The organism is Streptomyces sp. NPDC088730, assembly GCF_044751215.1.
GTDB lineage: Bacteria > Actinomycetota > Actinomycetes > Streptomycetales > Streptomycetaceae > Streptomyces.
Genome location: NZ_JBIVLK010000009.1, coordinates 45874 through 68023, shown reverse-complemented (window position 1 = coordinate 68023; position 22150 = coordinate 45874). Strand labels below are relative to the sequence as shown.

The 22150-nt window shown below is 71.6% G+C and carries 14 protein-coding genes and 1 pseudogene; 10 read left to right on the top strand and 5 right to left on the bottom strand.

Features of this window, described 5'->3' with window-relative positions; genetic code table 11:
• The first annotated feature begins 26 nt into the window (after positions 1-26).
• The 3 genes from ACIP89_RS25405 to mug all read left to right on the top strand — a co-directional run bounded on the left by ACIP89_RS25405 (position 27) and on the right by mug (position 7125).
• Positions 27-4694 carry a CHAT domain-containing protein gene (locus ACIP89_RS25405; protein WP_402116894.1) on the top strand — a complete coding sequence of 1556 codons (4668 nt, stop codon included), beginning with the start codon at positions 27-29 and terminating at the stop codon, positions 4692-4694.
• Positions 4695-5099: 405 nt separating this feature from the next.
• On the top strand, positions 5100-6542 hold the full coding sequence (purB, locus tag ACIP89_RS25400; protein ID WP_073736229.1) for an adenylosuccinate lyase: 1443 nt from the start codon (positions 5100-5102) through the stop codon (positions 6540-6542).
• Positions 6543-6561: 19 nt separating this feature from the next.
• Positions 6562-7125: a G/U mismatch-specific DNA glycosylase gene (gene mug, locus ACIP89_RS25395; protein WP_402116892.1), complete on the top strand. Its 564-nt coding sequence runs from the start codon at positions 6562-6564 to the stop codon at positions 7123-7125.
• Between the two features lie 240 nt (positions 7126-7365).
• On the opposite strand, the gene ACIP89_RS25390 is transcribed toward mug, so the two are convergent.
• On the bottom strand, positions 7366-8103 hold the full coding sequence (locus ACIP89_RS25390; protein WP_402116891.1) for an ABC transporter permease: 738 nt from the start codon (positions 8101-8103) through the stop codon (positions 7366-7368).
• Between the two features lie 2 nt (positions 8104-8105).
• Positions 8106-9041, bottom strand: a complete 936-nt coding sequence (locus tag ACIP89_RS25385; RefSeq protein ID WP_402116890.1) for an ABC transporter ATP-binding protein — start codon at positions 9039-9041, stop codon at positions 8106-8108.
• 108 nt (positions 9042-9149) lie between these two features.
• Here ACIP89_RS25385 and ACIP89_RS25380 point away from each other — a divergent pair, with 108 nt between their 5' ends.
• The 3 genes from ACIP89_RS25380 (at position 9150) to ACIP89_RS25370 (ending at position 12403) form a co-directional block, all read left to right on the top strand.
• Positions 9150-10322, top strand: a complete 1173-nt coding sequence (locus ACIP89_RS25380) for a sensor histidine kinase (protein WP_402116888.1) — start codon at positions 9150-9152, stop codon at positions 10320-10322.
• Between the two features lie 4 nt (positions 10323-10326).
• Positions 10327-10977, top strand: a complete 651-nt coding sequence (locus ACIP89_RS25375) for a response regulator (protein ID WP_401928650.1) — start codon at positions 10327-10329, stop codon at positions 10975-10977.
• Positions 10978-11245: 268 nt separating this feature from the next.
• Positions 11246-12403, top strand: a complete 1158-nt coding sequence (locus ACIP89_RS25370; RefSeq protein WP_401928649.1) for an ROK family transcriptional regulator — start codon at positions 11246-11248, stop codon at positions 12401-12403.
• A gap of 53 nt (positions 12404-12456) precedes the next feature.
• Here ACIP89_RS25370 and ACIP89_RS25365 read toward each other — a convergent pair whose 3' ends face one another.
• Together ACIP89_RS25365 and ACIP89_RS25360 are read right to left on the bottom strand one after the other, a co-directional pair.
• A complete protein-coding gene (locus tag ACIP89_RS25365) occupies positions 12457-13224 on the bottom strand; it encodes a GntR family transcriptional regulator (RefSeq protein WP_402116887.1) in 768 nt (255 codons plus the stop codon).
• A gap of 373 nt (positions 13225-13597) precedes the next feature.
• Complete coding sequence (locus tag ACIP89_RS25360; RefSeq protein ID WP_402116886.1) at positions 13598-14482, bottom strand: RNA polymerase sigma-70 factor; 885 nt, start codon at positions 14480-14482, stop codon at positions 13598-13600.
• Positions 14483-14635: 153 nt separating this feature from the next.
• Between ACIP89_RS25360 and ACIP89_RS25355 the strand changes: the two genes are divergently transcribed.
• The gene (locus ACIP89_RS25355; protein ID WP_402116884.1) at positions 14636-15466 is read left to right on the top strand and encodes an alpha/beta fold hydrolase; all 831 of its coding nucleotides are present in this window, start codon (positions 14636-14638) and stop codon (positions 15464-15466) included.
• Positions 15467-15523: 57 nt separating this feature from the next.
• Here ACIP89_RS25355 and ACIP89_RS25350 read toward each other — a convergent pair.
• A pseudogene (locus ACIP89_RS25350) lies at positions 15524-16372 on the bottom strand (DMT family transporter); the annotation flags it as partial.
• Positions 16373-16419: 47 nt separating this feature from the next.
• Here ACIP89_RS25350 and ACIP89_RS25345 point away from each other — a divergent pair.
• The 3 genes from ACIP89_RS25345 to ACIP89_RS25335 all read left to right on the top strand — a co-directional run bounded on the left by ACIP89_RS25345 (position 16420) and on the right by ACIP89_RS25335 (position 22060).
• Positions 16420-17889: a PLP-dependent aminotransferase family protein gene (locus tag ACIP89_RS25345; protein WP_402116883.1), complete on the top strand. Its 1470-nt coding sequence runs from the start codon at positions 16420-16422 to the stop codon at positions 17887-17889.
• 116 nt (positions 17890-18005) lie between these two features.
• The gene (locus tag ACIP89_RS25340) at positions 18006-19379 is read left to right on the top strand and encodes an SWIM zinc finger family protein (RefSeq protein ID WP_401928641.1); all 1374 of its coding nucleotides are present in this window, start codon (positions 18006-18008) and stop codon (positions 19377-19379) included.
• Positions 19376-22060 carry a DUF6493 family protein gene (locus ACIP89_RS25335; RefSeq protein WP_402116881.1) on the top strand — a complete coding sequence of 895 codons (2685 nt, stop codon included), beginning with the start codon at positions 19376-19378 and terminating at the stop codon, positions 22058-22060. The genes ACIP89_RS25340 and ACIP89_RS25335 overlap by 4 nt, the downstream gene beginning before the upstream one ends.
• Positions 22061-22150: the final 90 nt, after the last annotated feature.

Here is a 22150-nt window from a genome sequence, read left to right as displayed (position 1 = left end):
CTGTTGATCAGACTAATGTAGGTGTGATGTCCGAGCTTCGGGAACGAGTGGTCGAACGTCTCACCGCGGCGTTCGGCACCGGCGACGCCACCCCTCTGCGAGGCCAGGAGGCGGTGGCCGAGGCGCTGGCCCTGCTCGCTGAGGTGACAGCCTCACCGGAGGACTCGATCGATCTCGACGCGGTGGCCACCGTGTTCTGGACGTTCTGGGGCCGCCACCAGGGCGCCGGGGATCCGGACGCCGCGCAGAACACGGAGGTCGCGGTCTGCACCTTCGGCTTCCTCTGCCCGCGCCTCCCCTCGGAGGCGGGACTCCCCGAATCGCTGAAGGAGGGCTTCGACGCCGCCGACCCGTCCCACGAAACGCGCTTCGCGCACCTGGTGTGCTCGGTCCACGCCGGCGTCGCGCTGGGCGGAGCGCCTCAGGAACGAGCGGCCGCGCTCGACCGCGCGCTCGCCTGGTCGGACGCCGCTCTTGAACTCGTGGGCGCCGACGACCAGGTTGCGTTCGTGGAACTGGCCATCTACGCACACGACTTGTGGATGCTCCGGTTTCAGACGCAGGCCGACCCGGACGGGCTGGCCAATGCCGCCCGTTACGGCCGGGAGGTGTGCAGGCGGATGGCCGCCGCACCCGGCCTGTTCGACTCCGACGCAGCGCGTGCCGCGACCTCGGCCTGCCTGCGCACGGTGGTCGACTCCGCCCGGCTCCTCGGCTCCCCCGGACTCGCGCAGGTCGAACGGCTGGTCGCTGCGGTGCCGGAGGACGTCGTCACCCCGGAGACGGCGGAAGGGCTGCGGTTCCTGAGGATGCTGAACGCCCAGCCCGTCACCTGGCCCGGTGAACTCGACCTGCACGTGGGTACGGCGATCGCTGACGCGGGCATCGCCGAGCAGGACGCGGGACGTGTCGCGTGCGGCGTGCGCCGGCTGCGGGCGGCGTACGCCGACACTCCGGCCGGTCACCCCGAACGCGACGCGGTCGCCGCAGCCCTCGGCCGGGCGCTCAGTGCGCTCGCCCAGGCGTGCGAGGACGACGACACCGCTCTGGAAGCGGCCCTCCTGCTGGCCGCGGCCGGTGCGTTGAGCGAGGAGCACAGCGAGATGCTCGCCACGTACCAGGAGTTCGAGTCGTTGCGCGAGAGCGGGGACCCGGATGCCACGAGACGGGCCGCACCACTCCTCGACCGCCTCGCCGCACAGGAAAGGGCGAGTGCAGCCCGCGAGGGCCGGCCGATCGACCTCGACGTCGAAGCCCTCTCGCTGATCGGCGGATTCGACCCCTACGACCCTTACGACCCCGACGACCCAGACGACCTCGACCACCTCGACGGCAGTACCGACGACGCCGATGTCACGACCGACGCGAACTCCGCAGAACGCGCCGACATCGATGCCGGCTCGGCCTCCGACTCCCACTCGGACTCGGACTCGGACTCGGGCTCCGGCTCCGGCTCCGGCTCCGGCTCCGGGGAACGTGCCGCTCTGCGCGCCGACGAGCGCATCCGCCGCTACCGCTCCGCCCTCGCTGTCCTCCCGGCCGATCATCCCCAGCGGCATGCTCACATCGCGGTCCTGGCCGCCCTCACCGGGTTGCGCGCGCAGGCCCTGCACACCAGGGCGCCCGCCCGCGCCGGACTGCTGGACGTCGAGTCCCGCGAGCTGACCGAGGAGGCGCTCGCCACCGCCCCGCCCGGCTTCCCCGCGACGGACCTGCTGCGCCGCGGGATCCTGGACGTGGCGCTGCCCGTCGCGGTCCTCGCCGTCACGGCGGACATCACCCGGGAGGAGGACATGCCCGACGAGTTCCGCCGGACCCTCGACGCACTGTCCCGGATGTCCGGAATCCGCCTCGATCGTCCGGAACACCTCGACTCCGCCATCTCGACCCTCCGCGAGATCCTCGACTCCATGGACGATGCCGACCCAGAGCTGCGTCGGCACCTGGCGGGAGCCCTCGGCAGCGCGCTGTCCGCCGGCACCGCGGAACGGCCCGATCCCGCTGTTCTCGAAGAGGTCGTCCGGCTGCTCCGCGAGGCCGGCGCCAACTCCGGTGACTCACCCAGCGAGTACGACCGGATGCTCGCGCACGCCCTCGGCGTTCTGTCGCTCGGCTCCCACGACGCGGAGGGCGCGCGTGAGGCGGCGGCGCTGCTCGCCTCCGCTCCCCCTCCGACTCCCGAGGAGGCGGCGCTTCAGGAGGGCGCGGGCCTGACCCGGACCGATCAGGCCGTGCTGGCCGCACGCACGGAGTTCCACAACGCCCTGCAGAACTACGTGTTCGGCCATGACCCCGCACAGCTGGAACGGGCCCGACGGATCGCCCACGAATTGCGGGAGATCACCCGGGCAGGGGCGTCCGACGACGCGGAGAACCCGCCCTGGTACGACCTGATGGGCGACGCCTATGTCGACCTGGTCGAATCCGTGGGGCCGGGAGGCCCGCGGCCCGATCTCGACGACGCGGTCGTCGCACAGTGCCGCGGGACGTTCGCGGCGTGCCCGGTCGGACATCCGATGCGGCTCATGACGGCGATGACACTCGTCAGGGTCCTGATGCAGCGTTCCGCCGCCCTCCGCATCAGCGAACCGGAGAGGGCGCGGGCGCTGCTCACCGAGGCGCGGGCGCTGGAGAGCGTGCTGAAGGACGTGACGCCGGACGAGTCACCGGTCGACCTGGCCAGCGTGTTGGGCCCGATGTTCGACCTCATCGGCCTGGACCGCCTCCCGGAGATGTCCGCGCCGAAGCCCTCCGGCCCCGTGCGCCACCCGGAGGTGTCCGGGACGGCCCACGCATCCGGCCCCGCATCCGGCTCGGCCCCCTCCGGGGCGGACGACGAAGCCTCGGAGCCGGCACGGGGTGCCGGTGTCCTGCTCGGCCCGCTCGCCGCCTTCGCGGACGGCCTCCGCTCCCGCCTCGAAGGCCGTGAGCCCGCTGCGGGCTGGGACGACCTCGTCGGTTCCGCGTGGATGCGGGCCAACGGCGAGATCGGCGCGGCGGCCCGTGAGATCGGTCGCGGGGAGCAGGGAATCGGCCCGGCGCTGGCGCATCTCGAAGCGGCGGTCGAGGCGATGACCGGGGTCACCGACCGGGGCAGTGACCAGACGTCCGCCGAGCACGGCCTGTCCATCTTCGAGGGCGACATCAGAGGGCTGGTCGAGCTGATCCTCTGCACCCTCGAACTGCGCGAGTCCGCGGCGCGGATCGCGGAGCGGGTGCGGCTCACAGAAGGGTACGTGCGAGCGCTGAAGGCAGGACGGACGCCCGGCCTCGACGGCTTCCCCGCCCTGGACCACACGGTCCGGGGACCTGACGTGGCCCGTACCGCCGAACTGCTGGAACGCGGCCGCGGCCTGCTGCTGGCGCGCCGCATCGAGGCCCGCGCCGACATCAGCGATCTGCAGGCCGCCTTCCCGGAACTGGCCGCATCCTTCCAGCGGTTGACTGACCGGCTCGACGCCCGCTCCGAACCTGACACCGGGGCTCCGGGGGCCGCCGAGTGGGCCCGCCTCGCAGCCCTGCGCGCGTCGAACGAACTGGACGATCTCGTACGGCACATCCGCACCCGGCCGGGGTTCGAGGGCTTCCTGCGGCCATTGACCGAGGAGAGGTTCAGGGCGCTCGCCGCCGATGGCCCCATCGTCGTCCTCAACCAGGGCAAGCGCCACTGCCACGCCCTCGTCATCACCCCGCAGTCGGTCACCTCGTTGCTCCTGGCCCCCGGGGCCGACGAGATCACCGACTGGGCGCGACGGCTGCGCGACGCCGTCGATGCCATCAACGCCAGGGGCATGGCCCGCCCCTCCCCTCTTCAGATCGTCGCCGCGGGCAGGACGGTCCGCGAGACCCTGGCGTGGACCTGGCACCAGATCGTGCGCCCGGTCCTGGAGTCCGTCGGACCGGTGGAACCCGTCCCCCGTGACGGCGCGTGGCCGCGCGTCTGGTGGGTGGCAACCGGCGCGTTCAGCGCCCTGCCCCTGCACGCGGCCGAATGTACGGCGCCCGACTGCTCGGAGGACGGCTGCGGCGCCGCCCTCGACACCGTGATCTCGTCGTACGCGCCCGGCCTGCAGACCCTCGCGTACGCGCGGGCGCGCGCCCGGCAGCGTGATACGGCCGACCACGGCAGCGCGCTGCTCGTCGCCGCCGCCGAGGACGATCTCCCCGGCGTGGCGGCCGCGGCGGCCCACGCGGCCGAGCTTCTCGGTGCCCGGCCACCGCTGATCGGTCCGGCCGCCACCCGCGAGGCCGTACTCGCCGCGCTGCACGAGGCCTCGTGGGCGCATTTCGGCTGCCACGCGGCGTCGGACCCGGCGGAACCCTCCGGCGCCCTGCTGCATCTGCCCAGCGGCGAGCCGGTCTCCGTCCTGGAGATCTGCCGGGTCCGCCCTCGCTCGGCACAGCTCGCCTTCCTCGCGGCCTGCGGCACCGCCCGCACCGCCGAACGCCTGGTGGACGAGGCCATCCACATCACGAGTTCATTCCTGCTTGCGGGCTTTCCGACGGCGGTCGGCACGCTGTGGAAGATCGACAGCGTGCACGCGGACCACATGACGCGGGATTTCTACCGCCGCACGACCGCCCCCGGCAGTCCCGGTGCCGCGCACGCGCTGCACGACACAGTCCGCCAGTTACGACGCCGCATCCCGGAGAAACCGCACATCTGGGCAACGTACGTCCACGCGGGGGCGTAGCCGGCGCACACCGTCAAAGCCCCGTGCCGCAGGCTGCCCACCTGGGCACCTGGATACCTCCGCACCGATCACACCACGCATTCCGCTTCGCCTCGTCACTCCACGTGCTCGAATGGGCAGCCCGCGACGGCATCGCTCATGGCCGCACCGTGCTTCGAGGTAGCGCGCACGGAGCGGGGTGCCTGGTTCCGTGCGCTGGCTACGGTCGCGCGGATCCGGCTCCTCTCCCCGGAGCGGATTCCCCTTACGGTCCCGCCGGGGCCGTAAACACCGCCCCAGGGGCCGTTTCGTCCCACGGATGTCTCACATGCTGCATGTGGCCGGGCCCAGAGGCCTCCGACCTGGACCTTCTAGAGTCGGTGCACGCTCACGAGCCGCTGAAGAAGGCAGGTAAGCTCACGACACGTGACTGCTGTGTCTGCGAAGCCTCGCATCCCCAATGTCCTGGCCGGCCGCTACGCCTCCACGGAGCTGGCTGTCCTTTGGTCCCCCGAGCAGAAGGTGAAGCTGGAACGTCAGCTGTGGCTGGCGGTGCTGCGCGCCCAGAAGGACCTCGGGATCGAGGTACCCGACGCCGCTCTCGCCGATTACGAGCGCGTCCTCGACCAGGTCGACCTGGCCTCCATCGCTGAGCGCGAGAAGGTCACCCGGCATGACGTCAAGGCCCGCATCGAGGAGTTCAACGCCCTCGCCGGCCATGAGCAGGTCCACAAGGGCATGACGTCCCGGGACCTCACGGAGAACGTCGAGCAGCTCCAGATCCGGCTCTCCCTTGAACTGATGCGGGACCGCACCGTGGCCGTGCTGGCCCGGCTCGGCAGGCTGGCCGGCGAATACCGCGAGCTGGTCATCGCCGGTCGCTCCCACAACGTGGCGGCGCAGGCCACGACGCTCGGCAAGCGCTTCGCGACAGCGGCAGACGAGCTGCTGGTGGCCTACGGCCGGCTGGAGGACCTGCTGGGCCGCTACCCACTGCGCGGCATCAAGGGCCCCGTCGGCACCGCCCAGGACATGCTCGACCTGCTGGGCGGCGACGCCGGGAAGCTGGCCGACCTGGAGCAGCGCATCGCCGGCCACCTCGGCTTCGCACAGGCCTTCACCTCCGTCGGTCAGGTCTACCCGCGCTCGCTCGACTACGACGTGGTGACCGCGCTGGTCCAGCTGGCCGCCGCTCCTTCCTCGGTCGCGAAGACCATCCGGCTGATGGCCGGGCACGAACTGGTGACCGAGGGTTTCAAGCCCGGTCAGGTCGGCTCGTCCGCGATGCCGCACAAGATGAACACCCGCTCCTGCGAGCGCGTCAACGGTTTGATGGTGATCCTGCGCGGCTACGCGTCGATGACCGGTGAGCTGGCGGGCGACCAGTGGAACGAGGGCGATGTGTCCTGCTCCGTGGTGCGCCGGGTGGCACTGCCGGACGCGTTCTTCGCGTTCGACGGTCTGGTGGAGACCTTCCTGACGGTGCTCGACGAGTTCGGCGCCTTCCCCGCCGTGGTCGCCCGTGAGCTGGACCGCTACCTCCCGTTCCTCGCCACCACCAAGGTGCTGATGGGCGCGGTGCGTGCGGGTGTCGGGCGTGAGGTCGCCCACGAGGCCATCAAGGAGAACGCGGTCGCTTCCGCTCTGGCCATGCGTGAGCAGGGCACGGAGCGCAACGAGCTGCTCGACAAGCTGGCCGCTGACGAGCGCATTCCGCTGGACCGCGCCCAGCTGGACGAGCTGATGGCCGACAAGCTCTCGTTCACGGGTGCCGCGGGTGACCAGGTCACAGCCCTCGTCTCGCGGATCGAGGAGATCACCAAGCAGCACCCGGAGGCTGCTGGGTACGCGCCCGGCTCCATCCTCTGATGTCGCGCGGCCCCGGACGATGACACCCGAAGAGCTCCAGGCCGCCCGTGGCCGCACTGTTCCCGATGTGGCCGCGGGCGGCCTTCGCGTGCTGTTCTGCGGAATCAATCCGAGTCTGATGACTGGTGCCACGGGCCACCACTTCGCTTTCCCCGGCAATCGCTTCTGGCCGGTACTCCATCTGTCGGGTTTCACATCACGGCAGTTGAGGCCCTCCGAGCAGTCCGAGCTGCTTCAGTACGGGCTGGGCATCACCAACGTGGTCGCCAGAGCCACAGCCCGCGCCGACGAACTCACCGCCGAGGAGTTCCGCGCCGGCGGCGAGATCCTCACCGCCAAGGTCGAACGGCTACGACCGCAGTGGTTGGCGGTGGTCGGCATCACGGCCTACCGAACGGCATTCGGTGAACGGCGGGCCCAAATCGGACGGCAGGAACGGACGATCGGCGGAGCCCGCGTCTGGGCCCTGCCCAACCCCAGTGGACTCAACGCCCACTGGACCGCTCAGACGATGGCCGCGGAGTACGGACGGCTCCGCGGTGCTGTCACCGCGGGCTCTCTCACCAACACCGCCGAGACCTGAGCTCCGGGGACCGGGATCCCGGCCCCCGGATCCGACACGATCAGCACGGGCGCGGTTGCCCGCCCCCCCCCAGAGGCCTGAAGCGATACGCGCACCTCACAGCGGGTACACGTGCATCACGACGACGGTCAGCTCGCACCCGGCCCGTCCGCCTCCAAGCAGAGCCCCCGCCCCATCCGCAATTCCCGGGTGGGCTCCGACCCCCGCCGCCGCGTCCGCATCCCGGCGAGACTCCAATGTTCAGGCGTCACGCCGTCGGAGCGCCCACCATCCGGCCAACAGCGTCATCGCGGCCCAGCCGGCGGTGACGGCCAGTCCCGTCCATGGGCCCAGACTGCCCTCCGGGTGCTGGTGAAGCACCAACTGTCCAGCCCGGTCCGGCAGATAGCCGGCCGCACCGCCGGCTATGTCCCCGACGACGAACGAGACGATCAGGATGAAGGGGATGAGCAGACTGAGCACGGCAGTCGCGCTGCGCAGCAGGGCGGTCAGCCCCGCCGCGAACAGTGCCATCAGCGCCAGATATATCGCTCCTCCGAACGCCGCTCTCAATGCGCCTGGTTCGCCGAGGCCGATGGCGTACTCCCCCATGAAGAGCTGTCCCGAGAGGAACGAACTGAAGGTGGTGATGAGGCCGACGGCCAGCGCCGCTCCTCCGACGAGCGACATCTTGACCAGGTAGAAGTGGGTACGGCGCGGAACCGCCGCGAGCGACATACGCAGCGCGCCATTGAGGTACTCGGACGAAATCGCCGTCGCGCCGAAACTGATGGCCGCGATCTGACCGAAGTTCAGCGCGTAGAAGGCGCCGAAGACGAGTTCGGCATCCGCGTCGCCCGCCTCGGCCCGGCCGACAGTGGCGAATGTCAGCACGGTGACGACCATGGTGACGAGGAAGACGGCGAGCAGGGATCCTGAGACGGAGCGCAACGATCTGATCTTGATCCACTCGGAGCGCAGGACCGCGGTTGTCGACATGGTCAGGCCTCCTGAGGTGGGGTGGGCGCGGTGGCAGAAGTGAATTCCGCCGCACCCGCGGTGAGATCCAGGTAGGCCTGTTCCAAGGTGGCCTGCTCGTCCATGAGCTCCAGGACCGCGATGCCCTCTCTGGCTGCCATCGCTCCTATCTCCTGCGCCTTGACGCCCTCGACGGTCCACCGGCCGTCCTCACCTTGAGCGGCCCGGTATCCGCCGCGTGCCAGAACTTCGCCGAGCCTGGCTGGTTCCGTCGTGCGCATCCGCACCCTTGGCCGGCTACGGGAGTCGAGGAACTCCTGCATAGGCAGATCTATGAGGAGCCGTCCGCGCCCGAGCACGATCAGATGGTCGGCGAACGACGACGTCTCGTTCATCAGGTGACTGGAAACGAGCACGGTGCGGCCCTCGCGGGCGAGTCGCTTCATCAGCTCCCGGATCCAGACGATGCCCTCCGGATCCAGCCCGTTGGACGGCTCGTCCAGCATCACCACATCCGGGTCACCGAGCAGTGCCGCCGCTATGCCGAGCCGTTGGCGCATGCCGAGAGAGAACGTTTTGATCCGGCGTCCGCCCACCTGGAGGAGGCCGGCCTGCTCCAGCACCTCCTCGACGCGGCCGCGGCCCATGCGGTTGCTCGTCGCGAGCATCAGCAGGTGGTCGCGGGCTGTCCGCGAACCATGGGCGGCCTGCGGATCGAGGAGCACCCCAACCCGGCGCAACGGCTCGCTGAGGGCCGCGTAGGCCTGACCACCGACGGTGGCGGAGCCGCCCGTGGGCCGGTCCAGCCCGAGGACCAGCCGCATGGTGGTGGACTTTCCCGCCCCATTGGGCCCGAGGAATCCGGTGACCCTGCCGGGCCGCACGCTGAAGGTGAGATGGTCCACGGCGCGGGTCCCGCCGTAGTCCTTCGTGAGCTCGTGGACATCGATACTGGTCATGTCCTCAGCCTTGCCGCCCTGCCGGCGACGATCCTCCCCCGCAGGAGTGGACCATCTCCCTCGCTCGGGGGAGCCGCCGTCCCCGAGCACGCTGGCACGATGGGCGGCATGCTCCGCTTCCTCCACCCGTTGACCGCGCAGGTCACCTACACCCGCTGGCTGCATCTGCTCATGCCGTCCGCCGCCGTGAGCGTGTGGCTGTTCATCTCGATGGACACGCCGTGGGTTCCCGTCGTCCTCGCGGCGCTGGTCGGCCTGATACCCGGCATGCGGCTCGCCGAGGGGATCCAGGCGCAGCTCCTGCTCACGCCCGCGGAGCGCGGCGCACCCTACGCGACCATTTCAGTCGCACCCTCCACTTCCTGGTCCGAACGCTGGCGGACCGCGCTCTGGCTGGAGGTGCGGCTGTTGTGTGCGGGCCTGGCCGGTCTCGCGACGGTGTGGCTGCCGGCCACGACTGTCGACCTCGTCCGCTCGTCGCTCGGCTCGGAACCGAGCGACGAATGGTTCGCCACCGGCCTCGGACCGCACTGGTGGGCTGCGGTCCTCGCGCCCGTTCCCCTGCTGATCATGTTGGCGGTGATCGTGGGCTGCGGAGAGCTGATCACTGCGGCGGCCCGCTGGCTGCTGGGACCGACGCCGGTCCAGCGACTGACCGTGCTGGAGGAGCGCACCGAACAACTCCTGGAACGAAACCGGATCGCGCGCGAACTGCACGACTCGATCGGGCACGCCCTGACGGTGGCTGTGGTGCAGGCGGGGGCCGCCAGGGCGGCGCACGACCCTGAGTTCACCGAAAAAGCACTGGTGGCGATCGAGGAGACCGGCCGCTGCGCGCTCGAAGACCTGGAGCGAGTGCTGCGGGTGCTGCGGGAGTCGGGTACGCCGCCGGGGCAACGGCCGTCTCTGATCGAGGCGGACCGCTTGCTGGACTCCGCGCGGGGAGCCGGGGCCAAAGTCGATGCGGAGGTGTCCGGGCCGCTGGAGCAGGTACCGGGGTCGGTGTCGCGTGAGGGGTACCGCATCCTTCAGGAGTCCCTCACCAATGCCCTGCGGCACTCGGGGGCAGCCCCCGTCCGGGTCCGGATCAGCGTGACGGAGGGCCGTCTGGAGTTGGAGGTAACCAACCCGTTCACGGGTTCGACCGGTACGCCCGGGAGTGGAACCGGGCTGCGGGGAATCCGGGAGAGAGCGGCCCTGCTGGGCGGAAACGCCAAGACGGGCCTGTACGGAGGGAAATGGATGGTGCACGCGAGCCTTCCGCTGGACCGCATACGCTGACCGGATGCCGGTTACCGTTCTTCTCGTCGATGACGAACCCCTGGTCCGCGCGGGTCTGCGCGCGGTCCTGGAGGCCCAGCCCGATATCGAGGTCGTCGGTGAGGCGGGGGACGGAGCCGCGGTGATCCCCCTGGTCCGTCAGCTGAGGCCCCATGTCGTCGCGATGGACGTCCGGATGCCGCTCATGGACGGGATCGAGGCGACCAGAGTGGTGTTGCGCACGGTGCCCGATCCGCCGAAGATCCTGGTGGTGACGACGTTCGAGAACGACGAGTACGTCTATGAGGCGCTGCGTGCGGGGGCGGACGGTTTCCTCCTGAAGCGGGCCCGGCCAGCCGAGATCGTGAACGCGGTCCGGCTGGTGGCGGAGGGCGAGTCCCTATTGTTCCCTGCGGCGGTCCGGCAGCTGGCCGCCGCGTACGGCACGAACAGGGCGCGCGAGGCCATGGACCGGGCTTCGCTCACCGAGCGTGAGGCCGCGGTGCTGCGGCTGATGGCCCGGGGGCTGTCCAACGCGGAGATCGCGGACAGGCTCGTGGTGGGTGTGCAGACGGTGAAAACCCATGTCAGCGCCGTACTGGCGAAGTTGGGGGCCCGCGACCGCACGCAGGCCGTCATCGCCGCCTATGAGTCCGGATTCGTCGCACCCAGCTGAACCCGGACCGCACCAGGAACAGGAACAGGAACCCAGGCCGGACCCGGGGCTCGGCCCCGGACCCGGACCAGAAAACAGGCCGAAGCCGGGCCGAAGCCGGACTGGAACCCGGACGGCAGTGGGACGGCAGCGGGACGGCCAGCTCCGAATCGGGCCGAGCACCGGATGGTCCCGGTCCTTGGCGTGCGGCGTCGCGTCCCGCAGTCGCCCCGCCCCTGTGCAACGAGTACCATCCGCCTGACATGCGCACGAGCTGGGAGGACACACCGTGAGCCGGCTGACCGGTGGGGACCCGTCGTTGCTGCGTCGGATCAATTCCGCGGTGGTACTGCACGCCCTCAGGGGCGCCGGTTCCCCGACCCTCACGGACCTGACGCGGATCACCGGCCTTTCGCGGCCGACGGTCGAGGGCGTCGTGGAAGGGCTCTTCGAGGCCGGCCTGGTCGTCGAGTCGGCGCCCGACGGTGCCGAGGCACGACGGCAGGGGCGTCCGGCCCGGCGTTTCCGGTTCCGGGCCGAGGCCGGGCACCTGCTGGGCATCGAGATCGGCCCGCACCGGGTCTCGGCGCTGTTGTCGGGCCTGGACGGCCGGATCATCGGCGCCGGCTCACGCGCGGTGTCCGAGACCGCCTGTGCCGACGACCGCCTCGACAAGGTACGGACCGTGGTCGCCGAAGTCCTGCGGCGGACCGGCGTGGCCCGCAGCAGCCTGCGGGCGGTCGGGGTCGGCAGCCCCGGCATCGTGGAGGCCGACGGCACGGTCAGGCTGGGCACCGCGCTGCCGGGCTGGACGGGCCTGGCTCTCGGTGAGCGGCTGCGGCGGTCCTTCCGCTGCCCGGTGCTCGTGGAGAACGATGCGAACGCCGCAGCGGTCGCGGAGCACTGGAAGGGCGCGGCCACCGAGTCCGACGACATCGTGTTCGTGCTGGCGGGGCTGAGTCCCGGAGCGGGATCGCTGATCGGCGGACGGCTGCACCGCGGCTTCGGCGGTGCGGCGGGCGAGATCGGTGCGCTGCATCTGCTCGGCCGTGACGTCACACCCGAGCGGCTGCTGTCCACGACGGACACACCCCTGGACCCGCTCGACGAGCACGCGGTGGCTGCCGTGTTCGCGAAGGCGCGGCACGGCGACGAGCAGGCGCAGGCGGCGGTCGAGCGGTTCATCCAGCGGCTGGTCCACGATGTCGCCGCGCTGGTGCTGGCGCTCGATCCTGAGCTGGTGGTCGTCGGAGGGTGGGCAGCCGGACTGGACGGGGTGCTCAATCCGCTCCGCGGGGAGCTGGCCCGCTACTGCCTGCGGCCCCCACGGGTGGCGCTGTCACTGCTCGGCGAGGCGGCTGTGGCGACGGGGGCGCTGCGGCTGGCGCTCGACCACGTGGAGGAGCAGTTGTTCGCGGTGGAGGGAACGGTGACGGCCCGCCGCTGAGCGCGACGGGCCGTAGGGCACGCGTCCCGGCGGGCCCGCCGGGAGACAGCCGGTCAGGAGGCCTGGCGCTCCTGGTCGTGGTGGCTGATCTCCACGTCGCCCGAGTCACCGAAGGTGAGCCGGCAGGTGTCGGCCCGGTAGGTGGCGATGGAAACGGCGGCGGTCCCGCCTGCGGCGAGGTAGCGGGTGGTGACGACGAGGACAGGGGCCCCCGGAAGCCGGTCGAGCTCCTTGGCATCGTCCGCGCGGGCCGAGCCGAGCTCCACCGAACGGTCCTGCCCGTCGAGCCCGAGCCGGTGCAGTTCACGCACGACACCGCGGGCCCTGGCGGAGCCGGACGGCGCGTCTATCGCGGAGAGCTCGGGAACGGAGGACGACGAGACATACAGCAGCTCCGCCGCGACGGCCTGCCCGTGGGAGACGCGGATCCGTCGTACGACGTGGACGAGGTCGTCGCCCGCCACGTCGAGCGCGTCGGCCACCGCCGCAGGGGCGGTCGCGGTCCGGCAGTCCACCGGCTGCCACGCCTCGCCGGCGCCGCCTCCGCTCCAGTCGTGCTGAGCGGTGGAGACGGCCACACCCAGGCGCGGCGGCGCCACCGTGGTCCCGACCCCCCGCCGGCGCTGCAGTCTGCCTTCGAGTTCGAGCTGCTCCAGCGCCTGCCGGAGCGTGGCTCGGGCGACGCCGAACCGGGCGGCGAGCTCCCGCTCGTTGGGGAGGATCTCCCCCACCGCAAAGTCCGAGTCGAGTGCCTCACTGAGCACGGTCTTCAGGTGCCAGTACTTCGGCTCCGGTACCGATTCCAGCTGCGTGGTCCCCACCCTTGTCCTCCGCAATCGCCCAGCGGCTTTTCCGCGACGTTATTTATTAAAGGTTCCTGTCTTAACGTTGCGACCATAGGACGGCACACCCCCTTGGTCAAGACCAATCCTTAGCCGGTAACCCTGTGAAACGAGGCGCTGTCGCAGAGCGTTCACAGGGCGTTCGCGGACCGGTGCGCCGTACGCAGCACAAAGCCCCACGTCCGAGCAGGTCCGTGGGGCTTCGGGGCCGTTCTGCGCACGGGCGGCAGGCGGCGGCATGCGGGGGCGACCGGGCGGCGGCTTCACACAGAGAGAGCCGAAATACTATGCGCGGATATCGGACGGGATGGACAGGACTCGGACGATTACGGCAAGCAGTGGATCCCGTCGGCTACGCGCCACCGAACGACGTGAGCTTGTCGGGGTTTCGAACGATATACACGCACTGGATGAGTCCGTCCCGTACATCCACCTGCATGGCGGAATCGGGCTTGCCGTCGATGAGGACCAGCAGCGCGGGCCCGCCGTTCAACTCCAGGCTCCGGATCTCCAGGTCCGGGATCGGTTCCTGTGCGATGGCGACGAGGAAGCGGCTGACCTTGTCCGCGCTCTCCAGGATCCGCAGCGGCGCCTTCGACTTCCCGCCGCTGTCACCGACGAGCCGGACGTCCGGCGCGAGGAGCGCGAGCAGCGCATCGATGTCACCGCCCGCGGCCGCCGCGAGAAAACGCTCCGTCAGGTCACGGCGCTGGACGGGATCGACGTCGTAGCGCGGTTTGCGCTCCTCCACATGGCGTCGGGCCCGTCCGGCGAGCTGGCGGACGGCGGCCTCCGTCCGGTCGAGCGTCGCGGCGATCTCGCCGTACGGAAAGCCGAAGGCCTCGCGCAGGACGAAGACGGCGCGCTCCAGCGGGGACAGCGATTCGAGGACGACGAGCACCGCGACGGAGACGGAGTCGGCGAGCACGGCCCGCTCAGCCGTATCGGGCACCGCGGGGCCGAAGTCGGTGACGAGGGGTTCGGGCAGCCAGGGCCCCACGTACGCCTCGCGCCGCGACCGGAGCTGACGCAAGCGGTCGATGGCCAGCCGCGTGACGGTCCTGACCAGGAAGGCGCGTGGCTCGCGGACATCCTCGCGCACCACGGCCGACCAGCGGAGCCACGCCTCCTGGACCACGTCCTCCGCGTCGGCGATCCGGCCGAGCATGCGGTAGGCGACCCCGGTGAGCACGGGTCTGTGCTCTTCAAAGACGTCGGTCACGATGTCGGTTGTCACCGCCCCATCCCAGCCGACGGGCCGCACGGTGTCCAGTTCGAATCGCGAGGACCTCTTGAACTCGAAGCTACCTGACGGTAATTGTTGTTGACGACTTGTCTAAGTCGTCGACAGGCGCGGCCGCCCCGTGCCGGAACATCTGGGAGCATCTCCATGGCAACCACGGTCTCGTTCACCGTCGGCTCACCCGGCGGGCCCCGGGCCGTGTCCGTCGCATACGAGCGGACAGGTGCCGGGGAACCGCTGCTGCTTCTCCACGGCATCGGCCACCATCGCCAGGCCTGGGACCCGGTGATCCCCGTCCTCGCCGTGGAACGGGACGTCATCGCCGTCGACCTGCCGGGCTTCGGTGCCTCGCCCGCACTGCCCGACGGCCTCCAGTACGACGTGACGACCGTGGCGTCCGTGCTGGACGCCTTCTGCGAGACGCTGAACCTGGACCGCCCCCATGTCGCGGGCAACTCGCTCGGCGGGCTGCTGGCGTTGGAGTTGGGGCGCAACAAGCGGGTGCGCTCTGTGACGGCGCTCTCGCCCGCCGGGTTCTGGACCGAGCGCGAGCGGCGCTACGCGTTCGGCACGTTGCGCGCCATGCGGCTGGCCGCCGGTTCCCTACCACTGCCGCTCATAGAGCGGCTCTCCCGCACACCGGCCGGCCGGGCGGTGCTGACCAGCAGCATCTACGCCCGGCCCGGCCGCCGATCACCTGAGGCTGCGGTCCGGGAGACGGTCGCCCTGCGCGAGGCTGCCGGCTTCCACCAGACGCTGGCCGCCGGCCGCGGGGTCGTGTTCACCGACGACGTGCCGGGGCTGCCGGTGACCATCGCGTGGGGCAGCGGCGACCGGCTGCTCCTGCGCCGCCAGGGGATCCGGGCCAAGCACACCGTTCCCGGTGCCCGGCTGGTCCGGCTGCCCGGCTGCGGCCATGTCCCGATGAGCGACGACCCCGCTCTTGTGGCGCGGGTCGTTCTGGACACCAGCCGCTGAGTCCGGCACGGGCACGGCCCCGCGCCGGCCCAGGACGCCAGAACCGAACGCCACGCCCAGCCCGACCAGGCAGCTGCCGGCGGCCTGCGCGACCCCGTAGGAGCCGGTGCCGACCAGGGGAGCGGTGAGCGCGGCGGAGACCGGGACCAGCCCGCAGAAGAGCGTGGCGCGCTCGGCACCGATGCGCGCCAGGCCCATGTACCAGCAGACGAACCCGATGACCGTGACAACGGCGGCCTGCCAGACAAGCGCCAGCGCCTCACCGCCCGTGGGCATCGGCAGGAAGTCTCCGCCGTCCAGCAGCAGGCCCAGTATCACCGACTCCACCGCGGCGATCACACAGACCGTGGCGGACAGCAGCCGCGGGCCGAGCGGGCGCAGGACGGGTACGGCGATGACCGCGAAGCCCACCTCGCCGGCCAGCGCGCCGACGGAGCAGAGGATGCCGGCCAGGTCGGTACGGCCCCAGCCCTGGACGGTGAAGGCTCCCGCGGCGACCAGCCCCGCCGCGTAGATCACGGGCCGCGTCGGCCGCCGCCCGTCCAGCAGCGGCACGAGCACCGCCACGACGATCGGTGCGCACCCGACGAAGACGCCCGGAACAGCAGGTTCCGCGCTCCGCTCCGCGGTCAGGACGGCCAGGTTGAAGCCGACCATTCCGACCGCCGAGAGCAGGCCGAGCCGCGCCCACTGGCGGCCGCTGAGCGTGCGCAGCGTGGCCGTGGGCGGGGGCGCCCCGCCCCGTCGCAGGAGAGGCAGGAGCAGCAGGCCCGCCAGTCCGTAGCGCAGGGCCTGGCCGCCGGCGTACGGGTAGTCGCCGAGGACGCTGTTGGCGGTGAAGGAGGCACCCACGAGGGTGCAGGCGAAGGCGGCGAGCAGGGCGCCGCGCAGAGATGTCGAATTCATGGTGACAACGCTAGGGAGCGCGGCGGTCCGGTTTAAGGTCCACTTCCATGACGTCTTCGGGGACCAATCCAGTACCGGACAGCCACGGCACCGGGGGCGGCGACGACCGGGAACCGGTCTCCGCCGCCTGGGAGCTGCTGCTTCCGGCGGCGTCCGCCCCGGCCCGCGGCCGCGGTCGCGCCCTTCAGTCGGCGTTGCGCGACGCCGTCCGCTCGGGCCGTCTGACGCCGGGGACCCGGCTTCCGTCCAGTCGTGAGCTCGCGGCCGACCTCGGCGTCTCACGGGGTCTGGTCACCGAGGCGTACGAGCAGCTGACCGCCGAGAGCTATCTGCACAGCGGGCGCGGGGCGGGTACCTGGGTGAGCGGATCGGCGCGGGCCGCCGCGGACCGGGCCCGGGACCTCGCGCCGCGCGGCCCCGGTACCCTCGTCGACTTCCGGCCCGGTACGCCGGACCTCTCGCTCTTTCCGCGCAGTGCCTGGGCCGCCGCTCACCGTTCGGTGCTCGGCAGGCTGCCGCACACCGCCCTTGGCTATCCCGATCCACGCGGGCTGCCCGAGCTGCGGGTCGCGCTGGCCGCCCTGCTGTCGAGGCGTCGCGGGGTGGTGGCCGATCCGGAGCGCCTGCTGGTCTGTTCGGGCGTGGCGCAGGCGACGACGCTGCTCGGGTTCGTACTGCGCGAACGCGGGGTGCGCACCGTCGGTGTCGAGGATCCCGGAAGCCCCGAACACGCCACGCTGTTCGCTTCGACGGGCCTTGCCACGGCCCGGCTGCCGCTCGATGACGAAGGGCTGGCCACGGAGCCGCTGACGCGCTCCGGGGTACGTGCCGTGATGACCACCCCGGCCCACCAGTTCCCCACCGGAATCGCGTACTCCGCCGCCCGCCGGAGTCGGCTCCTGGACTGGGCGAGGGATGTCGACGGGGTGATCATGGAGGACGACTACGACGGTGACTTCCGTTACGACCGGGCGCCGGTCGGAGCGCTGCAGGGGCTGGATCCGGAACACGTCGTGTACACCGGGTCGGTGAGCAAATCGCTGGCTCCCGGTCTGCGGCTGGGGTGGCTGCTGGCGCCGGCGTCGCTGACGGACGAGATCGTCGACCGCAAACGCACGATGGACCTCGGTAATCCTGCCGTCGACCAGGCGGTTCTCGCCGATTTCATCACCAGGGGCGGCTATGACCGTCAGCTGCGGCGCTGCCAGCGTGCCTACCGGGCGCGCCGCGACACCCTCACCGCCGCGCTGGCCGAGCACTTCCCCGGCGCCGAGGTCAGCGGTATCGCCGCCGGGCTCCACATCATCGCCCGGCTGCCCGAACGCTATGGTCCCGAGGCCGGTTTCGCCGCCCGCGCCGCCGAGGCCGGAATCGCGCTGCGGCTGATGAGTGACTGCGGAACCGTGCGTCCCGCGGACCGTTCCGTGAGCCTGGTGCTGGGATACGCGCAGCTGGCACCGGTGGACATCGCGCGGGGTGTACGGCTGCTGGCGGAGGCTCAGCGGGTTCTGAGCTGAGGGAAATCCGGAAGGGCCTTCCAGCACGCGCTCGTTCGGCCGGCCGGCAGCTGCGGAACGGGGCCCGCGACCTCGCTCCGGGCCCGTTGTCAGTGGTGGGTCCTACCGTTTTCCTCATGACCCGATCCGTACAGGCGCTGGCCTACTCACGACCGTCCGTTCTCAAGTCCTCGCAGGCCGGGCAGTTGCTCGGCCTGGAGACGGCTGGCGGTCTCACGCCGCGCGGCGCCGAGCCTCATCCCCGGTTCTTCGAGGGTTTCCTCACCTCGCCCCGGATCGCGGCCCGCGGGCTGCTCGCGGTGGCGGACGTGGCGTCCGCGCGCTACTACCAGCGGACGCTGGTGTCCTCGCTGGATCCGGTGGTGACGGGAAACGGCGACCGGCTGCGGTTTGAGTCGTTCTCCGGCTGCTGCGGGGTGTACGCCCGCCTGGACGTGCTGCGGGACGGCCTGGACGGGACGGAGACGGGACACGGCACGACCAATGTGGATGTGAACAATCCGCTGCGCGAGGCGCTTTCACGGATAGCGGGCGACGATCCGCTCCATCTGCGGGTGGGACCGCAGGAGATGGCGGTCACCACGCTGGAGGGCCGTGTGGTGGAGAAGAAGGTTCCGCTGCCGGACCGGTGGCTGCGGGGTTTCGCCGAGGCACAAGTAGCCTCCGCGGCCTTCGATCTGCGGGCCGAGCTCCCGGCGGCGGAGGCCGTCCGGTTCCTGCGGTCGCTGCCCCGTTCGCCGGGCAGCGCTTCGCGGGGCGCCCAGTGGGTGATTCCCGCCGGGAAGACCCTGCGGCCGACGACGCGGCCCGTGGCGGGGGCCGTCTGCCTGCCTGGTCCGGAGCGGCTGGTCACGCTTCAGCGGGTCCTCCGGCACGCGACGGCGCTGCGGGTGTACGGCCCGGCGGCGGAAGGCGCGGCGACCGCGAGTGCCTGGGAGGTGGTGCTCCCCGGCATGCGGCTCACGCTGACGCTTTCGCCCGATGCCTCTCGCGGTTTCTCCGGTGAGGGCGGCGTACTGGAGGCGCTCGCCACCGACGACGCCGCGTCGGACGCCGAGCTGGTCTCCGTGCTGCTGGCCTGGGAGCCCCGGATCGACCCCGCCGACCTGGCCGAGCAGTCGGGCCTGCCGGTGGAACGCGTGCGGGCTGCGCTCGTCCGGCTGGGAACGGCGGGCCGCGTGGGCTACGACCTCGCGGACGCGGCCTACTTCCACCGCGAGCTGCCGTACGACGCGGACCGGGCCGAGCGGCACAACCCGCGCCTGGTGGCCGCGCGTCAGCTGGCGGAGTCGGGCGCGGTCGTCCTGGACGGCGATCTGGCGTCCGTGGCCTCAGGAGACCACCGCTACCAGGTCCGCGGGAGCGGCGGCACGCTGAGCTGCACCTGCCAGTGGTGGGCGGACTACCGGGGCCGGCGTGGTCCGTGCAAACACGCGCTCGCGGTCCGGATGACCCGCCGGGGCACGACCGTGGCAGCGGGTGCGCGATGAAGGAGTTGCTCGCAGCCGTGCGCGAAGGCCGCCATCGCGACGTGCCCGCCCTGGTGGCCCCGCTGGACCGGGCCGAACGCAGGCTGGTCCTGGCCGAGTTGAAAGCAGTACGCAAGGAGGCCCGCGACTGGGACTGGCGCGAGCGCACCAGAACGCTGAAGGCCGTGCTCGTCGCGGGCGCCGGCTGTCACACCGGGGCGGCGGGCTGTGCGGCCTGGATCGGCGCCCGGGAACTGCGCGAGTGGGAGCATTCGCCCTATCCGTGGGTGCTGAAGGCGCTGGCCGGCCGCGATCCGGTCTGGCTCGCCGATCTCGCCCGCCGGCTGGCCGCCCGTTCCGTCGATTCCGAGGCGGAGTACCGGTTCGTCGTCGAACTGGTGCGGATGGCGGACTGCCCGCTTCCCGCCTCCGACGGCATCGTCCGCGGCTGGGCCGAGCGGATCAACTCCGCACGGTGGCGGCAGCGGCCGCACCCGCCGCTGACCGGCATCCTGCGCGCCGAACCGTACCTCGGCGTCCTCGCGCCACATCTCCTGGACATGCCGGAGCTGCCCGCTCCCGTGACCTGGGCCGGATACCCGGACCCGGAGGACAGCTGGGCGGCCGCACTGACCACCCTCACCACGGAGGGCCTCCTTGACCGGACCCTCCTCCTAGAGCGCTCCACGACCCGCCTGCTGCGTGGCGGGAAGAGCTCCGACCTGCGCTTCTGTCTACTGCTGCTGCGCGGTCTGGAACCCACCTCGCAGGAGGAGGCGGACCGGGCCGCCGACTGGATCGCCATGGCCGCGGACGGTCCCTCGCCGGTGGCCGGACACGCGCAGGAGGTGCTCGCCCGGCTGGACGGTCACGGCCTGCTGTCCGTCGCCCAGCTGGCCGACGCCTCCGGTCCGGTGCTCTTCCGCACGGAGAAGAAGCTGGTCCGAGCCCAGCTGGTGCTGCTGGGAAAGGTCCTGCGCCGCGACCCGTCGGCTGCCGGACAGCTGCTGCCCGTGGTGGGCGAGGCCTTCGGCCACCCGGACACCGGGATCCAGGAACGGGCGCTCAAGCTCACCGCACGCCATCTGTCCTCGACCCCGCCCGCCGTCCGTCAGGACCTGGCGGAGATGGCAGCACAGTTGGGTCCGGCACACCGCCCGGCGGCCGTCGCCCTCTTCGGTGATCTGCTCGACGACGGGCTGGATACTGACGTCCACGAGGAGATCCTGCCACCGGCTCCCGTCCCCCAACGCCTCGCGCCGGCCACGGAGAACACCGCCGAGCTCGTCGAGGAGGTGGTGGCCCTGGTGCGGTCCGGGTCACGGAATGTGCCCGAGTTCGAGCGGGCCCTGGACGGGCTGATCCGGTGTGCCCACACGAACCGGACCGCCCTGGCCGAGGCCCTGCGCCCGGCGGTCGCCGGGATGTGGTGGGCGGCTTCGGGTGAACAGAGCCAGATCGACTGGCGGTTCATCAGGAATCAGGACGGTCCGCACGTGGTCGTGGCGTCGCTGCTCGGACAGGTCCCGGAGCGGGCCTTTGCCGAGAGCCGGGCCCGGTCGGCGGGTGCGGGCACCTGCTTCCACGCCGCGCTCAACGGGGTGACGTACGCGCGGCTGTGGGAGGCCGCTGCCGCGATCCGGGCCGGAGCGCTGCCCTTCCTGCTGGCCACCCCGACCTGGCACACCGGCTCCCTGGATCCGGTGGAGCTGGTCGACAGGCTCCACCGGTACCGGGAACTGGGGATCGAGCCGGCCCCCGCGGACTTCGCGCAGGCCCTGCTGCGCGTCCGGCGCACGGGTGGTGACGAGGCCGCCGGCCGGGCCGCCGGGCTCGGCACCCCGGAGGGTGACCGGCTGGCCGCCTGGATCCGGGCCGACGAACCGGTGGCGCCGGTTCTCCGCCACCATGTGGAGGCGGAAGCGCCCCCGTCCGGGGGCTGGTTGCGGCAGTCCGCGGCCGGAGCCCGGCGCATCCTGCTGGCCACCAAGGAGCGCCTGGTCATCCAGCAGGAGTTCCCCCGCGCCTTCCACTGGCTCGGACGCCCGCACTCCCCGGGATCGCAGACCTGCTACCACTGGGGCAGTGGCTCCCCGCAGTGGACGGCGGTGCTGCCCGAGGACAGTGAGACGCTGGCGGCCTGGCTGCTGCCCTTCATCGCGTCATCCGCCGAGGACCACCGCGGCGGCGCGTCACCCCTGCCGGGCCTCGTCGAGACCGGAGCACCCGCGGGCAGCGCCATCCACCTCGCGCTGGGGTACGCGCTCGGAGCCCGCTATCCGGAGGACCGGCTGTCGGCCGTCGATGCCCTGCTGGTCCTCGCCGCCCGGGGGCAGCTCGACGCGGAGCTCCTGGGCGGGGAGCTGACCGTACTCATCGACCGGGAGCTGGTGAAGCCCGGACGGCTGGCGAGCTCGGCGGCGGCCGCGGCGGATACCGGCGCGTACCGGACCGTGCTCGCGGTGCTGGTGCCGGTACTGTCCGCGCTGCTCTGCCGCGAGCGGGCGCCCCGGGGGCTGAGCGATCTGCTGGGCGTGGCCGCGGAGTGCGCGGAGCGCTGCGGTCCGCAGGAGACCGGCCCGATAGCCGGCCTTGCCTCCACAGCCGCCCGCGGCGGCTCGACGCAACTGGTGCGGCAGGCAGCGCGGCTGCAGATCGCCTGGGCCCGGCCGGAGGCAGCCGGAGCACCGGCCGGGGCGTGACTCGAACGCCCCGGCCAACCGACGAAAAACCGACGAAAGGGCACTAGATCCACACTTAACCCATCGGTCACAAGGCGTTCGTGATCAGGC

What these genes read in the sequence shown, in the direction of transcription:
- ACIP89_RS25405 (WP_402116894.1), top strand. Translation starts at nt 27, where the DNA reads ATGTCCGAGCTTCGGGAACGAGTGGTCGAACGTCTCACCGCGGCGTTC.
- mug (WP_402116892.1), top strand. Translation starts at nt 6,562, where the DNA reads ATGACACCCGAAGAGCTCCAGGCCGCCCGTGGCCGCACTGTTCCCGAT.
- ACIP89_RS25390 (WP_402116891.1), bottom strand. Translation starts at nt 8,103, where the DNA reads ATGTCGACAACCGCGGTCCTGCGCTCCGAGTGGATCAAGATCAGATCG.
- ACIP89_RS25385 (WP_402116890.1), bottom strand. Translation starts at nt 9,041, where the DNA reads ATGACCAGTATCGATGTCCACGAGCTCACGAAGGACTACGGCGGGACC.
- ACIP89_RS25380 (WP_402116888.1), top strand. Translation starts at nt 9,150, where the DNA reads ATGCTCCGCTTCCTCCACCCGTTGACCGCGCAGGTCACCTACACCCGC.
- ACIP89_RS25375 (WP_401928650.1), top strand. Translation starts at nt 10,327, where the DNA reads ATGCCGGTTACCGTTCTTCTCGTCGATGACGAACCCCTGGTCCGCGCG.
- ACIP89_RS25355 (WP_402116884.1), top strand. Translation starts at nt 14,636, where the DNA reads ATGGCAACCACGGTCTCGTTCACCGTCGGCTCACCCGGCGGGCCCCGG.
- ACIP89_RS25345 (WP_402116883.1), top strand. Translation starts at nt 16,420, where the DNA reads ATGACGTCTTCGGGGACCAATCCAGTACCGGACAGCCACGGCACCGGG.
- ACIP89_RS25340 (WP_401928641.1), top strand. Translation starts at nt 18,006, where the DNA reads ATGACCCGATCCGTACAGGCGCTGGCCTACTCACGACCGTCCGTTCTC.
- ACIP89_RS25335 (WP_402116881.1), top strand. Translation starts at nt 19,376, where the DNA reads ATGAAGGAGTTGCTCGCAGCCGTGCGCGAAGGCCGCCATCGCGACGTG.